The sequence below is a fragment of the Rapidithrix thailandica genome, assembly GCF_039710355.1.
Taxonomy (GTDB): domain Bacteria; phylum Bacteroidota; class Bacteroidia; order Cytophagales; family Flammeovirgaceae; genus Rapidithrix; species Rapidithrix thailandica.
The window spans coordinates 58,632-74,662 of the sequence record NZ_JBDKWZ010000001.1; the positions used below are offsets into that span (position 1 = coordinate 58,632).

A 16,031-nucleotide genomic window follows, 5' to 3' on the forward strand; every position below is an offset into this window, starting at 1 on the left:
TTATGCGTCAGCCTACTATACTGCCTTGCTTTGCGTATATTCCGGTTGTTCCGGCAAGTAAGGGTTGGCAATGGTTTCAAACTCTTCAATTTGTTTTTGTACCCAGTGTTTGTCCTGTTGTAAAGATATTGCCATGAGTTTGGCTACTACCGGAGCCATTTCTATTGCTGCCTGGGCATCAAGAAACAAGATGCGTAATCTGCGTGACAATACATCTTCTACGGTCCGGGCCATTTCGAATTGAACTGCCCATACAACTTGTGCTTTGATATAGGCAAACTGTGGATGCAAGCGCTCTCCCAGCTCCGGTGCTTGCCGGACTAAATCCCGGATCGCAGGAATATCGCTTCCATACAGTTTCAAAGGGTTGTCTTCGATTGGCTGATGGGTATATCCGTGAATTTTAACTTGAGTCGTATTGCACTCTTTGGGCTGTAGTTTTCCCACTTCAATGGCTTTGTTGACGGTATCTTCCGCCATCTTCCGGTAAGTAGTCCATTTCCCTCCGGTAATGGTAATTAATTGTGTGTCGCTGATCATCAGTTTGTGCCCCCGGGAGATTTCTTTGGTATTTTGCGTGTTTTTGTCTGGAGCAGCCAAGGGGCGAAGTCCCGCAAAAATGCTGAGAATATCCTTGCGGGAAGGCTTTTTTGCCAGGTACTGTCCTGCGGTGTGGAGAATGAATTCGATTTCTTGATCCAAGGCTTTTGGTTCAAGGCTGTGCTTGTCCAAAGGAGTATCGGTTGTTCCCAGTAATATATGTTTGTGCCAGGGAACGGCAAAGAGCACCCGCCCATCGGAGGTTTCGGGAATCATCATGGCTTTGGATTTTGGCATAAACGAACTGTCCAGTACCAGATGCACTCCTTGGCTGGGTCGTACGGTAGGCTTTTGAGAAGGGTGGTTCATTTGCAAAATATCATCGACAAACACCCCCGTAGCATTGATCACTACTTTGGCTTTGATCTGATGTACGGTTCCGCTTTCCAGGTCGAGCGCTTTTACTCCTGCTATTTTGCCTTGGTTATTTTTTAATAATCCCACTACTTTCATATAGTTGATTAATTTGCCTCCTTGTTCCGCACTTGTTTGTGCCAGGTTAATGGCCAGCCGGGCATCGTCAAATTGTCCGTCAAAGTACTCCACTCCTCCTTGTAAGGATTGGAGGTTGATGCCAGGCAGGGCTTCCTGTACTTTTTTAGGCGATAAGTGTTTGGACTTTCCAAAGCTGAATCGTCCTGATAGCCAGTCGTATAGTTTAAGTCCGATGAGGTACTTCCATTTCGCCCACCATTGGTAACAGGGAATGACAAAGGCTTGCCGCTGGATTAGGTGAGGGGCATTTTGTAAGAGAACTCCTCGCTCGTGCAAGGCTTCGTAGACCAGTTTAATCTGACCTTGTGCCAAATACCGGACTCCCCCATGCACCAGTTTGGTGCTCCGGCTGGAAGTGCCTTTGGCAAAATCGGCTTGCTCCAACAGCAAAGTGGAATAGCCCCGGTGAGCCGCGTCAAGGGCTGTTCCCAGGCCCGTGGCGCCCCCTCCAATGATGACCATGTCCCATTCGGTTTGTTGTTCGATACTTTGAAGACTTGCCCTCCGGTCTAAGGATTGTTTATTCTCTTTTGCTTTCATTTACTAAAAGCGATATGCTTTGCTTTGTGAAATAAATTGAAACTTTAAAACAAGTATAATGAAAGTAAATTGAAATAAAAAATAACATTATGAAATTAAAGTTAAGTTTTTTTGAAGTTTGTTTCTTGTGATTTTGCGGATTTGAATCTGCGTAATTCCCTTGAGGTGTAGTCGTTGATTGTGCTTATATTAAATTATAAGTAAGAAAAGAGAAAGAAATATATGTATCCATAAAGGAGGAAATGGAGGGCTTGAAAAAATGCATCGGGGAGTTCTTGTGTTACTAAATCTTTAAATTGCTTACGGGAAAAGGCGAGGTTTCTCTTTTTTAGAAATAGTTTCTTATTATTATGCTTTTTTTGATGGTTCGAAAGCGTATGACCTTTTGCCTGTGGGGGAATTGGCTTTTGATAAGAGAAATTGTATGATAAATAGAAAATACCAATTTCAAGTGAATAATATTCAAATGTTTTTTCTTCTTTGCCTCCTGAAGGGTTGGGAAGGGTCTGTATTTTACCCAAAGGACAAACGTTGAAATGCTCCTAAACAATTTTGGTAAAAAATAAACTAACATAGAAATGAATAACATTGCAGAAAGGCATCAATACATTATTAATAAGGTGAAGCAGCAAGGACATGTCAATGTGGTGGATCTTTGCAATGAATTGGAGGTTTCTTCCGTAACGATTCGAAAGGACCTAAAGCTCTTAGAGGACAAAGGGATTTTGTTTCGTACCCATGGCGGGGCGACCTCACATAATCCGTATATGATAGACCGGCCGGTAAACGAAAAAGAAAAATTGCAGGCCGGTGAAAAAGATAAGATTGGGAAAACGGCCGCTCAAATGGTGGAAGCCAATGATTCCATCATTATTGCTTCGGGAACGACTGTGTTGACCATGGCTAAGCATATCCAACCTCAGGAGAGCTTAACGGTAGTGACTTCTGCTTTAAATGTCGCTTTGGAACTGATGCAGCATCGCGATGTAGAAGTGCTGCAACTGGGAGGCATCTTGCGGAAAAGCTCTTCTTCAGTGGTAGGGCCCTATGCGATTCAAATCTTGGAGGATTTCTTTTGTAGCAAGTTTTTTTTAGGAGTGGACGGTATTGATTTGGATTTTGGCTTGACTACCACCAATTCGATGGAAGCACATTTGAACCGTCAGATGATTAATAAGTCTCAGAAAACCATTGTGTTGGCGGATTCTACCAAGTTTGGAAAAAGGGGATTCGGGAAAATCTGCGGACTGGAAGACGTGGATGAAATTATTACGGATGAAGGCATCTCCGAGCATATTGTTCAGGTTTTGGATGGTATGGGCGTGAAGGTGACCATTGTCTGAGTAGCTGGCTTTACCAGTTAAGATAAAATACCCCTCTGTGCCAACAGTTGGGGTTTTCTTTTGTTTGTCTTTGTTATGCTTTTATAGTGCTGTGTGTTTTTATATGAGTTTTTGGAAACAAGGTATTTTAAAACACAGGTACGAAATATACATCCTTATCTTTTATTATACCTCTGATAGTCAAGTTATTGTGTTTGATTTCTTTATTTTGTGTTTTCATGAGAAAGAATATTTGTTTTCTTTTTGTTTCGTTTTGTTTTTATAATTAATTTAATTACCTATATTCGAAACTAAATAAAGATATTGATAAGAAAGCGAATTTGTGTATCCTGCATCCGGACCGGGAGAGTGTGAAAATGAAAACCGAGTGTGTAGACTTGGATACATACTTTACTGAATGATCATAATTTTACAAAAGCTGTGTGGAGTTTTTGTAAAGACAAACACTATCAATCCTATGAAAGCATTCCTGATTATCCTTACGGTATGTGCGCTACTACAAAGTACCCTCTATGCGCAACCAAGAAAAACTTCTTCAACTCCCAAACGGCCTAAACTTGTAGTAGGAATTGTGGTAGACCAAATGCGTTGGGACTATCTCTATCGATACCAAGACCGTTATGGTGAGAACGGTTTCAATCGCTTGCTGAAACAAGGGTATTCATGTGCGCAAACCTTTATCAGTCACTTGCCTTCGTTTACCGCAGTGGGGCATTCTACCATTTATACCGGGGCGGTACCGGCTGTACATGGCATTGTAGGAAACGAATGGATGGATCAAATCACAGGAAAAAAATGGTACTGTACGGAGGATGAAAATGTACAGACGATAGGGAGCCAAAGTGATGCGGGAAAAATGTCTCCCCGGCATTTGCGGACTTCCACACTGGGAGACGAATTAAGACTGGCGACAAACTTTCGCTCTAAAGTGGTAGGCGTTTCCCTGAAAGACCGGGCGGCAATATTACCGGCCGGGCACACTGCCAACGGGGCCTATTGGCTGGATGATGAAAGCGGATGCTTTGTAAGCAGTACCTATTATATGAAGGAGCTTCCCGAATGGGTGAAACACTACAATGAAAAGAAAGTGCCGGAGCAATTGGTGGCAAAAGGCTGGAATACTTTATACCCTCTCCGGTCCTATGTACAGAGCTCGGCAGATGATGTGAAATGGGAAGGGACCTTTAAAGGGGAAGATGCGCCTGTGTTTCCTCATAACATAGCACAGATTTACAAAAAAGATCCGGGAGTGATCCGTTATACGCCTTTTGGAAACAGTCTGACATTGGATTTTGCGAAAGCAGCAGTGGAAGGGTATGCTTTGGGACAGTCAGAGGTAACCGATTTTTTAGCCATCAACTGTGCTTCTACCGATTACGTAGGGCACAAATTCGGCCCTAATTCCATAGAAGTGGAAGATACCTATTTGCGACTGGATCAGGAGTTGGCCGGTTTTCTTAGCTTTTTAGACAAACAAATCGGAAAAGGCAATTACCTCTTGTTTTTGACGGCTGACCATGGGGCGGCACACTCCGTGAATTTTATGAAAGAACACCGGCTACCGGCCGGCTTTTTTCAGACCAAAACCTTTATCAAAGAGTTGAATGAGCGGTTTCTAAAAGAATTTGACGTAGAAAAATTGGTGCGTTCAGGAGTCAATTACCAGCTTCATTTTGACCATGACAAAATCGCTGCCCACCAATTGGATTTTACAGCGATCAAGGAGCAAGCCATTGCCTATTTACAAAAACAAGCGGGAGTACAGTTTGCTTTGGATATTCAAGCGGTAGGGTCGGCACCCGTACCACAGCCGGTTCGGGAAATGATTGTCAATGGCAATTTTCCAAAACGAACCGGCTCTATTATGATGATTCCCGAACCGGGCTGGTTTCAGGGGTTTACCAGAGGGACGACACATGGTACATGGAATCCTTACGATACCCATATTCCCCTTCTGTTTATGGGCTGGGGGATCCCCCATGGCGAAAGCCATCAGCGAGTACATATGACGGATATCGCCCCTACTTTAGCGGCTCTATTACATATTCAAATGCCGAATGGAACTACCGGAAAGGTGATCCGGGAGGTATTGGATCACTAGCCTCACTACCTGTGAACTAATCAGTTTTTTATAAATAAAGTAAATTATGAGAATGAAAAATCTCTACCAATTTCACCGGTGGTATATCCATTGGGTGCAAAGGATGTTATTGTCTTGTTTACTCTGTTGCCTGGTGACCAGTGCCTGGGCACAAGAGGTGCAAATTAGCGGACAGGTGGTGTCAGCCGATGATTCTCAACCCCTATTAGGGGCTTCCATTAGAGTGAAAGGAACAGCCAACGGATCAGTGACGGATATGGACGGTTCTTTCAAATTAAATGTACCCCAAGGGGCAATTTTAGTCTTTAGTTATATCGGATATCTCAATCAGGAAATAGAAGTAAGGGATCAAAGCTTTTTGAAAGTTGCTTTGGAAGCAGATGTACAAGTGTTGAATTCTGTGGTGGTAGTGGGTTATGGTACACAAAAGAAAGAAAGCCTTACCGGATCGATTGCCACGATGGAATTGACGACCAAAGAAAACCAGCCCATCACCAATATCAGTAATGCTTTGCAAGGCATGCCCGGCTTGCACGTCAACTTATCGAACAGTATGCCGGGGGTAGACCGGGCCAGGATTCGGATCAGAGGAGTAGGAACCTTGAACAATAGCGATCCCTTGGTGTTGGTAGACGGTATTGAGTATCCGATGGATGAATTGAATCCTGATGACATCGCGAGTATCTCCGTATTAAAAGATGCTTCGGCGGCAATCTATGGCTCACGGGCAGCCAATGGTGTTATTTTGGTGACTACCAAGAAGGGAAACGACAGGTCACAGGTGAACTACAATTATTACTTTGGCGTGCAAAAGCCCACCACGCTTCCCGATGCCATATGGGACCCTATCGCCTATATGAAATTAAAAAATGAGGCGGCACTGAACAGTGGAAAAACCAAACCTCAATATTCCGATGCACAGATTCAGGAGTATGAAGAGGGAATGAGTTCTGACCCCTACTTATATCCGGCCAGCAACTGGTTTGACATTGCTCTGGAAAACGGGTATGTACAAAAGCATAACCTTAGTGTATCGGGAGGGTCGGACAAATTCAAGTACCGTTTGGCTTTGGGATATTTAGACCGGGAAGGGGTTATTATCGGACCTAACAATCATGAAAAGAAGTATTCCATAGGGTTGAACACTTCGGCAAAAGTGAATAAAAAACTGGAAGTAGGATTGACCTTGAACGGTTATTACCGCTACTATACCCAACCCTCTTATACCAACGGAAGTTTTTGGAAGTATTTGATGCGTACCTTGCCCATTATGCCGGATAGGTTAGAAGACGGTAGCTATGGGTATACCTGGTTGAGAACCTCCGGCCGGAATAATTGGGAACATCCTACCATGATAGCCAAAGAGGGTTCTTATAAAAAAGATGTACAGCGTTTTCTCTCGACTGTATATGCCAATTATAAATTGCCATTGGATATCAATTACCATGTTAAATTCGGAATCGACAAATACGATGGTTATTTAAAGCGCTTCATTCCCCAAATGGTGAAAAAGCAGTCGAAAACCGGACAACTCTATAATTGGAACAACCCGGCAACGGCTCCCCGGGTATACAACAATGATTACAACGACCTGAACATACACTTTTACAATACCTTGCAATGGCAAAAGGTGATTGCGGAAAAGCACGACCTCTCTTTAATGCTAGGGGCTAGTTATGACAAGTTCGGAAACTCCAGTTTCGGAGCGCAAATGACCGGTTACCTGGATGCCTCTCTCACGGCACTGGATGCCGGTACCGAGCGCCTGGATATTTTTGGCAATTCCACCAAGGACGTATTGATGTCCTATTTCGGTCGCTTGAATTATATGTTTGATGAAAAGTACCTGTTAGAAGCCGCTTTCCGTTACGATGGTTCTTCCCGCTTTGCTCCCGGAAATCGTTGGGGCTTTTTCCCTTCCTTATCTGCCGGGTGGCGATTGGATAAGGAAGCTTTCTTAGAAGGAGTATCTGTAATCGACTTGTTGAAATTAAGAGCTTCTGTTGGGATATTGGGTAATCAGGCAGTGCCTTTATATAGTTATGAAAACTCCATCACTTTGGGGCATAACTACAGTTTCGGAGGGCAATTGGCTTCGGGAGCAGCGGCTACGGCTTACGCTGACCCAAGCATTTCATGGGAAACTACTACTACCTATAACATCGGGGTAGACCTGGACCTTTGGGAAAGTAAATTGAGCATTACTGCAGATTATTATAAAAAGCGCACGGAGGGTATCTTACGTACGGTAAACTTGCCGGCACAAGTAGGGAATTTATCCGGACCCAAGCAAAACGTAGGGGTTGTGGACAATTCAGGGTATGAATTGACCGCGCAATACCGCAACCAACTGGGGCCTCTGCAGTATACCCTACGCGGAAATATGGCTTATAATGAAAATGAAGTGGTGGATCTGGATGGGCAAATCCTATACAGTGACGGCACCAACTTGCCAACGATTACCCAGGAAGGTTATCCGATGAACTCGTACTTTGTATTGGATGCCATCGGTATCTTCCAATCGGACGATGAGGTGGCCAATCATGCGTATCAAAGTAAAAATACCCGGGCCGGTTATATTAAATACAGAGATGTGAACGAAGACGGCATCATCAATGGCGATGACCGGGTGCTTGTAAACAGCTCTTCCGTCATGCCCAAGTACACCTACGGATTTGGTGTAAATCTGGAATACAAAGGGGTGAGTTTGAGTGCGGATTTTCAGGGAGTAGGAGGGGTGAAAATATACCCTACGGCCAACCTGGCTTTCCCTTTCAATAACGGGGCCAACGCCACTTGGGACTGGGTGCATGATTCCTGGACGCCGGACAGACCAAATGCCAGTCTGCCCATTGTCACCGAAAGTACCGGTAAAAGAGACAATTTCCAGAATTCGGATTTTTGGTTGAGAGACGGTTCGTACTTGCGACTAAAAAATATCCAGTTGAGCTATAACCTGCCAAGTGCTTGGCTAGCCAAATTGAAGATCCAACGGATGAGCGTCTTTGTCAATGCTCAAAACTGGTTGACCTTCACGAAATACAAAGATTTTGATCCCGAATCAGTGTTAAATGCCAGCACATTGTATCACTACCCTATGCTGAAAACTTTCAGTACCGGGGCAAACATCACTCTTTAATCATTGAAAACTATGTTGGTTATAAAATATACATTCAAAAACCTATGGTTGGCAGGTATGGCTTCGCTATGCATTTTGTTGACAAGCTGTGATCCGGATTTGTTAGATACCCAGCCGGAAAACAAATATGTGGAAAGTAATTTTTGGAAGTCGAAAGAAGCGGCTTATGCAGCTTTGACCGCTTGCTATGCGCCATTGGGTTATTCGGGCGTGTACGGAGGCGATGCCACTCCTTTATGGGAAGAAACAGCCACGCCTAATAGTTACAACGAAACCAATTCCATGAGTTTTAATGCTTTGGCCAGTGGACAACATTCCGCCTCTACCGGAGGGGTGATTTCCAGTCGTTGGAATCACTGTTATTCAGGAATCGGACGGTGTAATACTTTACTGGCCAGAATAGACGAAGTGGAAATGGATGAAGAAGAAAAAGTCCGTATGAAGGGAGAAGCTCACTTCTTAAGAGCTTTGTACTATTTTATATTACGCACGTATTATGGGGATGCACCTTTGGTGTTGGATCCGCCTGTGCGGGAACATTCTGATTTGCCAAGAACCCCTGCTTCCGAAGTAATACAACAAGTATTGACAGACTTGGAAACGGCATCGGACGTACTGCCATGGAGCTATGGAAGCAGTGATTTGGGTAGAGTTACCAAAGGGGCCGCTATGGCACTCAAAGCCAGGGTATTGTTTTACGAAGCCAGCCCTTTGTTTAATCCGCAAAATGACATGAATCGCTGGAAAACAGCCATGGAGGCGGCCAAAGCGGTGATGGATGTGGCCGATGAAGCCGGATATGACTTGTATCCTGATTACCGGGCACTGTTTTTACCGGAAAACGAACATAACGAAGAAGTTATCTTTGATGTGCAGTTTATCTATCCGGACGGAGGAAACTCTTTTGACTTAATTTGCCGGCAGTATAATACCAATGCACCATTGCTCGATTTGGCCAATGCATATTTGATGGAAGACGGTTTGCCTTCTGACTTGTCTCCCTTATTTGATGCTGCGAATCCCTACGAGAATCGCGACCCACGCTTTTACGCAACCGTAGTTTTTCCGGGAGATACTTTTATGGGGGAAGAGGTCAGTGAAACCCGTTTTGCCATCACAGGTTTCGGACAGAAAAAATACAGTATTTACGATGAAGAAGCAGCCCCGGCAGACAAGGCTGATTTGAAGAGCAAACAGTCTGAAACCAATTATATCGTATTGCGCTATGCGGATATTTTGATGATGTATGCCGAAGCGAAAAACGAATTTTCAGGTCCGGATGCGGAAGTGTATGCGGCACTGAATGCTTTGAGAACACGGGTAGGTATGCCGGTTTTGAACTCGGGACATAGCCAACAGGAAATGAGAGAAGTCATCCGTCATGAGCGTAGAATAGAATTTGCCGGTGAGGGATTGTATTACAATGATATTAGAAGGTGGATGATTGCGGAGCAGGTTTTGGACGGCCCTATTTATACATGGGACAAAAAACAATTGGAAATACGGAAGTTCGATAAAAACCGGGACTACTGGTGGCCGGTTCCTCAAGCGGAACTCGATCTGACCGATATGGAACAAAATACCGGGTATTGATTAGCTCAAATTGCGTGCTCTCATCAGCCACATGAGGTTTCTATTGGGTGAATGAGTGAAATAGTGAATGAGTGATTGAGTGAAATAGTGAATGAGTGAAATAGTGATTGGGATACTCAATATTTTTCGGAGAAAAGGCGAACCACTGATGGACACCGGTCATTTTTGGTTGCTTTACCTTTGTTTTCACTCATTCATTCACCAAATGCTTCCCATGCAACTACTTGAATTAATCGACAAATGAGTGAGAGGATGAATGCCTGACCGAGCCATCGGATAGCCGGGGCTTGGTCAGTTATGTGATTCCATCTAAATCCAAATCATAAAAATCTGCTGTACTTATGAACAAATATTTGAAATTAACACTATTACTATTTTCCGTACTTGTATTGAACCGGGTTCAGGCAAATGCACAGGCTTTGTTGGTTGCCCATCGCGGGGCTTCCTTCCGGGCTCCTGAAAATACGTTGGCTTCGGTAGAGTTGGCCTGGAAGCTGGGGGCCAAAGCCGTGGAAATTGATGTACACCTTTCTAAAGACGGTAAAATCATGGTGAATCATGACAAAAACACCCAGCGTACCGGAGAAAAGAAACTGCTTATCAAAGAGGCTCTTTCGAATGACTTGCGTAAATTGGATGTAGGCAGTTTTAAACATAAAAAATACAAAGGTGAGCAAATTCCATTTTTGGAAGAAGTGATGGCTACCGTTCCGGAGGACGGTAAATTATTTATAGAAGTGAAATGCGGACCTGAAGTATTGGAAACGTTAAAAGAGAATATTGCTCAGAGTGGAAAACAAGGGCAAATGGTCATCATTAGTTTTAGTAAAAAAGTAGTGACGCAAGCCAAGGCTGTCCTGCCCGAAGTGCCGGTGTATTGGCTGCGGGGAAATTATAAAGCGCATTCGCTTGAGGAGATTATTCAAATCGTAAAAGAGCATAATCTGGATGGCTTGGATGTAAGTTATAAGTTGGTTACTCCTGCTTTTGCAGAGCGAATGAAGCAAGAAAAGATTGCCGTTTTTGTGTATACTGTCAATGATCCGGAGCTGGCCCAACAGTTGGTTGACAATGGAGTACAGGGGATTACCACCGACCGGCCCGGATGGTTGCGGAAAAAGCTAAAGCTCTGAGTAACAGATTTACGACAAATGAAAACAGGTTCAACAAAATAATTCTGTTAGAGATAACCCTGCTGTTTGTTGTATACAACCTGATTGTTGATCTTTTGCTAAGTGAGCATCGGGTTTTTTACAAATTGGAGCCTTCCCCTGAGCTTCAATTTTTTTTTTGAGGTTTACTTTGTAACTGAAATTTATATTGCGTACATTAAGGTATATTATTAGCGGTAATAAGAATTATTTTTTCAACTTTTAAATAGCGCTATTTTTACGAATTACCTGTCTTTGAATTTCCCGGAAATAATCCGATACACTCCTTAAAATCATCACCTTAATTACTTTTTAGAGGGCTCATTTTTTATGCGAAATGAGGGGAGTCTTACTGTGCCCATAAAATACCTTCCAAAAAAATATTCACTTTAAACTTCTGCAAAAAATGTTTGGAAACAAAAAAACTTCATCTTCGCCTTATGATATTGAAACCAGGGAATGTGATGTGTTTATAGCCGGGGCGGGCCCTATTGGTTGTGCTTTTGCCAGAAAGCTGGCTGAATTGGGGCATAATGTGCTGATGGTGGATACTGGGGCAAAGTTGTCGCCTAAACCAGGGGAACACTTAAAGAATGCGTTTATTTACCAAAGGAATGTGGATTCTTTTGCTTCGGTGATCCGGGGGCATCTGCAAACCTTGTCTATTCCTACCAGTGACCAACCTGTATTAACGTTGGACCCGGCCGCCTTTTCCGTAGATTTAGCCAATCCCGATTACAAAGGTTTTGTGATGAACGGACAGAACCCGGATCAGGTACCGTATCATAACCTGTCAGGTTCAGCCGCTACTTATGCAGTAGGAGGGATGGCCACTCATTGGACCTGTGCTTGCCCCAGGCATCACCCTACCATTGAACGAACCAGCTTACTTTCCGATGCGGAGTGGAATACTTTGTACCCTCAGGCCGAAGCGCTTCTAAACGTTCATAACGATCAGTTTGACAACTCTATCCGGCATACGGTAGTCAAAGAGGCGTTACAGGAAGAATTTACAGAAATTAAGGACCCGTACCGCCCACAAAGTCTTCCGCTAGCGGTACAGCGAAGAACAGACAATTCGGAATTTGTAACATGGAGTGGAGCGGACACCGTATTGGGTGAGTTGGCCAATAACCCGAATTATTATCAGGATAAGTCGGGTGGAGTTTTGGAAATTGTAGAACAACACCAACTGAAAAAGGTGATTAAAAACGGTTCGGCCACCTCGATTGATTATGCTGTTGTCCAAAACCTGTTGGAGTGGAAAGAAGTACATGTGAAAGCCAAAGTGTATATCATTGCCGCCGGTACTGTTTTGATCAACCAAATTCTGTTCAATTCGGAAATAGATGCCCCGAATTCCGGATTGTACTTGAGCGAACAGCCCATGGCTTTCTGCCAAGTGGTCATGTTGAACGATATCCTGGACAAAATCCGTCAAGATCCCAGGTTTGCTGACCGCGTCCAGCAACACCAACAAGAAAATCCACACGATCCGATTCCGATACCTACACACGACCCGGAGCCTCAAGCTTGGATTCCTGTTTCTGAAAACCGGCCTTGGCATTGTCAAATTCACCGGGATGCATTTGCCTATGGTGACTTACGACCCAATGTGGACAGCCGCGTGATTGTGGATTTGCGTTGGTTCGGTATTGTGAGCCAACAGCGCGACAGTAAAGTGACGTTCAGTCATAAATTCAAAGATACCTTTGGTATGCCACAGCCTACCTTTGAGTTTGATATGATCCATGAAGACCGCAACCGCCAGCATGATATGATGGAAGATATGTTGAGAGCAGCCCACTGTCTGGGTGGTTTCTTGCCTGGTTCCGAACCGCAGTTTATGTCTCCTGGCCTCACTTTGCATATCCACGGGACAGCCCGGATGGGAGATAACCCTAATGACAGTGTGGTAGATACCAATTCACAGGTTTGGGGGATGGATAACCTCTTTTTGGGAGGAAACGGCTTGATTCCCAGAGGAACGGCCAGTAACCCTACCTTAACCAGTGTGGCCTTTGCCTTGAAGGCAGCAGGATATATCGACAGTATTTTATAACCGGAAATCTCTCAGATCATGTTTGACGAATCAAAAGTATTTTTTGGCATTACGCCTACCGGGTGGACGAACGATGACAACCCTCTGATTGGAGCGGATATCTCTTTTGAGCAATGTGTGAGCGAAATGGCCCTGGCGGGTTTTGTGGGATGTAGTGTGGGTCATAAATATCCTACGGATATTCAGGAATTACAATCTGCTCTGAATTTGAGAGGCCTGAGAGTTTCCGAGCCTTGGGCCAGCTTGTTCTTCACCATGAATGAAATGTACGATCAAACCATTACGTACTTTAATCGGCAATTGGATTTTATCAAGACTATGGGAGGTACCGATCTGGTCGTAGCGGAACTAGGACATGCGGTACACCAACAGTCTGTGGCAGTATTGCCTAATTCTCCCACTTTTACGGAGGACCAATGGCAAAGTTTGATTACGGGTTTGAATGAGATCGGGGAAATTGCCTATAATCAAAATATGAAGGTGTGCTATCACCCTCATGTGGGAACCGGTGTTGAACGGAAACCGGAAATAGATCGCTTGATGGAAAGCGTAGATCCGAACCTGGTGCATTTGCTCCTGGATACCGGGCATTTGTACTATGCCGGAGAAAATCCCTTGGAAATTACCGAGTTGTATGCCGACCGGATTAAACATTGTCATCTGAAAGATATCCGGCAAGAGGTATTGGATTCTTCTATCCAAAGGGGCTTGAGTTTCTTGCAATCAGTGGAAGAAGGTGTCTTTACGGTACCGGGGGATGGTGTGATTGATTTTCAGCCGATCTTTCAAGTGCTTTCGGATCATGGGTATGAAGGATGGTTGGTGGTGGAAGCCGAACAGGATCCGGAGAAAGCAACTCCCTTGTTATACGCGCAAATGGCCAGAACGTACTTAAAAGAAGTAACAGGTATTTAACCAAGCCAATCAGTGCTGAATGTATGGAGAAACGTATGGTACTAGGCCGGGTAGACTTGGCCGATTTTGACAGTGCTATCCAGAAGGAATGGTTGGTAACCAATGGTATTGGCGGATTTGCCTCGGGAACCGTTACCGGGGCGAATTCCCGCTCTTATCACGGACTTCTGGTCGCTTCTTTGCCCATTTTGGACCGAATGGTATTGTTGGCGAAGTTGGATGAGAACGTGACCTTGGAAGGCCTGGGTACTTCTTTTCAACTGGGGGCAAATGAATATGCGGATGGGACCATTGACCCGGCAGGGTATATTTACCAGGAAGCTTTTTGGTTGGAAGGCACTCTACCCACCTGGCGCTATGCCATAGGCGACAGTATTTTGGAAAAGACCCTCTTTATGGTGGAGGGACAAAACAGCACCTATGTCTTGTACAAACATGTCAGAGGTTCTACCCCCATTCAATTGCAATTGAAGCCTTTCTGTACGTACCGGAGTATGCATCAGGAAACGCATCAAAGCATGCAATTGGAAAGTCAGGAATTAAGCGGGGAGACAGGTTGCCGGATTTCTTCCGATATGGGTACACAGAGCTATACGATTGCAGCGGATAAAGGGCGGTTTACCCCTCAAAATATTTGGTATAAGAATTTTAAACACCGTGCCGAAACCTACCGGGGACTGGAGGATACGGAACGCCTCTTCTTACCGGGCGTCTTCGAAGGTACTTTACAGCCTGGGGAAACGCTCGCATTAGCTTGCTCTTTAGAGCAGGCGGCTCCCAAAAAAGCTGTACAACTGTTTGAACAGGAGCAACAACGACAAACTCAACTATTAGATAGGTCAAGCCAATACCCCCGCTGGATGCAGCAACTTTTACTGGCATCCGATCAGTTTATCGTCAAGCGGAAAATCCGGCCGGATGCAAAGACATTAGGCCATACGGTGATTGCGGGCTATCATTGGTTTGGAGACTGGGGTAGAGACACGATGATTTCTCTCCCCGGTCTTACTTTAAAAAACCAACGCCTGGAAATAGCGGCTTCCTTGTTGAAGACGTTTGCCGAATTCATTGATCAAGGTATGTTGCCCAATCGCTTTCCGGATGCCCAAAGCACTCCGGAATACAATACGGTGGATGCTACCCTTTGGTACTTTGTGGCAGTGTATGAATACTATAAAGTATCCAAAGACCAATCGCTTTTGAAAACCTTGTACCCGAAATTATTGGATATTCTCGAATGGCATTATAAAGGTACCCGCTACAATATAAAAGTGGATGCCAGTGACAATTTACTCTATGCAGGGCAAGATGGGGTGCAACTCACCTGGATGGATGCGAAAGTAAACAACTGGGTAGTGACTCCTCGTATAGGCAAACCCGTAGAAGTCAATGCTCTGTGGTACAATGCCCTTCGGGTTACCGGTTTTTTTGCGGGGCAATTAGGTTTTAAACAGGACCAACGACAGTACGAGCAACAGGCTGGTGTTACTTTGCAAAATTTCCAACTCAGTTTCTGGAACAAAAGCGGTCACTATTTGTACGATGTGATTCACGGAGAAGAAGGGGAGTGGATAGAGGGCAAAAGGTACGATGCCTCTTTACGGCCGAATCAGCTTTTTGCACTGTCCTTGCCTTTCCCCTTGATGGGGGGTGAGCAAGCCATTGCCATTGTAAATTGCTGTGCCCGGGAGCTGTATACCTCTAACGGTATGAGAACCCTTTCTCCTAATGATTCCCGCTTTCAGGGGCATTACGGAGGGGATCAGTTTCACCGGGATGCGGCCTATCATCAAGGGACGGTATGGGCATGGCTTTTAGGTGCGTTTGTGAAAGCGCATTACCGGGTGTATCAAAATGCTAAACAAGCCTTGTCATTTCTCGAACCCATTGCCTATCATTTGGAGCAAGGCTGCATTGGCTCCGTCAGCGAAATTTTTGATGGAAATGCTCCTTTCACTTCCAGAGGATGCATTGCCCAGGCATGGAGTGTTGCCGAAATCATAGATGCTTGGATGGCTATCACACAAGGTACACTAGACAGCACGGAAACGGAAAATATTCAAACAATTGCCCTCTCTCAGAATTAAAAAAT

At 44.5% G+C, this 16,031-nt stretch carries 9 protein-coding genes; 8 read left to right on the forward strand and 1 reads right to left on the reverse strand.

Annotated elements, in window-relative coordinates; genetic code table 11:
• Positions 1-15: 15 nt before the first annotated feature.
• Positions 16-1,635, reverse strand: coding sequence for a glycerol-3-phosphate dehydrogenase/oxidase (locus AAG747_RS00195; protein ID WP_346819091.1), 1,620 nt, complete (start codon positions 1,633-1,635; stop codon positions 16-18).
• Positions 1,636-2,213: 578 nt separating this feature from the next.
• Here AAG747_RS00195 and AAG747_RS00200 point away from each other — a divergent pair.
• The 8 genes from AAG747_RS00200 (at position 2,214) to AAG747_RS00235 (ending at position 16,026) form a co-directional block, all read left to right on the forward strand.
• Positions 2,214-2,978 (forward strand): DeoR/GlpR family DNA-binding transcription regulator, encoded by a 765-nt coding sequence (locus AAG747_RS00200; RefSeq protein WP_346819092.1) that lies wholly within the window; start codon positions 2,214-2,216, stop codon positions 2,976-2,978.
• A gap of 457 nt (positions 2,979-3,435) precedes the next feature.
• A complete protein-coding gene (pafA, locus tag AAG747_RS00205) occupies positions 3,436-5,079 on the forward strand; it encodes an alkaline phosphatase PafA (RefSeq protein ID WP_346819093.1) in 1,644 nt (547 codons plus the stop codon).
• Between the two features lie 46 nt (positions 5,080-5,125).
• On the forward strand, positions 5,126-8,218 hold the full coding sequence (locus AAG747_RS00210) for a SusC/RagA family TonB-linked outer membrane protein (protein ID WP_346819094.1): 3,093 nt from the start codon (positions 5,126-5,128) through the stop codon (positions 8,216-8,218).
• 12 nt (positions 8,219-8,230) lie between these two features.
• Positions 8,231-9,811, forward strand: a complete 1,581-nt coding sequence (locus tag AAG747_RS00215; RefSeq protein WP_346819095.1) for a RagB/SusD family nutrient uptake outer membrane protein — start codon at positions 8,231-8,233, stop codon at positions 9,809-9,811.
• Between the two features lie 341 nt (positions 9,812-10,152).
• Positions 10,153-10,944 (forward strand): glycerophosphodiester phosphodiesterase, encoded by a 792-nt coding sequence (locus tag AAG747_RS00220; protein WP_346819096.1) that lies wholly within the window; start codon positions 10,153-10,155, stop codon positions 10,942-10,944.
• A 424-nt stretch (positions 10,945-11,368) separates the two neighbouring features.
• Positions 11,369-13,024, forward strand: a complete 1,656-nt coding sequence (locus AAG747_RS00225; RefSeq protein ID WP_346819097.1) for a pyranose oxidase — start codon at positions 11,369-11,371, stop codon at positions 13,022-13,024.
• Positions 13,025-13,042: 18 nt separating this feature from the next.
• Positions 13,043-13,939, forward strand: a complete 897-nt coding sequence (gene iolE / locus AAG747_RS00230; RefSeq protein ID WP_346819098.1) for a myo-inosose-2 dehydratase — start codon at positions 13,043-13,045, stop codon at positions 13,937-13,939.
• Positions 13,940-13,962: 23 nt separating this feature from the next.
• On the forward strand, positions 13,963-16,026 hold the full coding sequence (locus tag AAG747_RS00235; RefSeq protein ID WP_346819099.1) for an amylo-alpha-1,6-glucosidase: 2,064 nt from the start codon (positions 13,963-13,965) through the stop codon (positions 16,024-16,026).
• Positions 16,027-16,031: the final 5 nt, after the last annotated feature.

Excerpts from the sequence above, each read along its gene's own strand:
- AAG747_RS00195 (WP_346819091.1), bottom strand. The coding sequence starts at position 1,635 with ATGAAAGCAAAAGAGAATAAACAATCCTTAGACCGGAGGGCAAGTCTT.
- AAG747_RS00200 (WP_346819092.1), top strand. The coding sequence starts at position 2,214 with ATGAATAACATTGCAGAAAGGCATCAATACATTATTAATAAGGTGAAG.
- pafA (WP_346819093.1), top strand. The coding sequence starts at position 3,436 with ATGAAAGCATTCCTGATTATCCTTACGGTATGTGCGCTACTACAAAGT.
- AAG747_RS00210 (WP_346819094.1), top strand. The coding sequence starts at position 5,126 with ATGAGAATGAAAAATCTCTACCAATTTCACCGGTGGTATATCCATTGG.
- AAG747_RS00215 (WP_346819095.1), top strand. The coding sequence starts at position 8,231 with ATGTTGGTTATAAAATATACATTCAAAAACCTATGGTTGGCAGGTATG.
- AAG747_RS00220 (WP_346819096.1), top strand. The coding sequence starts at position 10,153 with ATGAACAAATATTTGAAATTAACACTATTACTATTTTCCGTACTTGTA.
- AAG747_RS00225 (WP_346819097.1), top strand. The coding sequence starts at position 11,369 with ATGTTTGGAAACAAAAAAACTTCATCTTCGCCTTATGATATTGAAACC.
- iolE (WP_346819098.1), top strand. The coding sequence starts at position 13,043 with ATGTTTGACGAATCAAAAGTATTTTTTGGCATTACGCCTACCGGGTGG.
- AAG747_RS00235 (WP_346819099.1), top strand. The coding sequence starts at position 13,963 with ATGGAGAAACGTATGGTACTAGGCCGGGTAGACTTGGCCGATTTTGAC.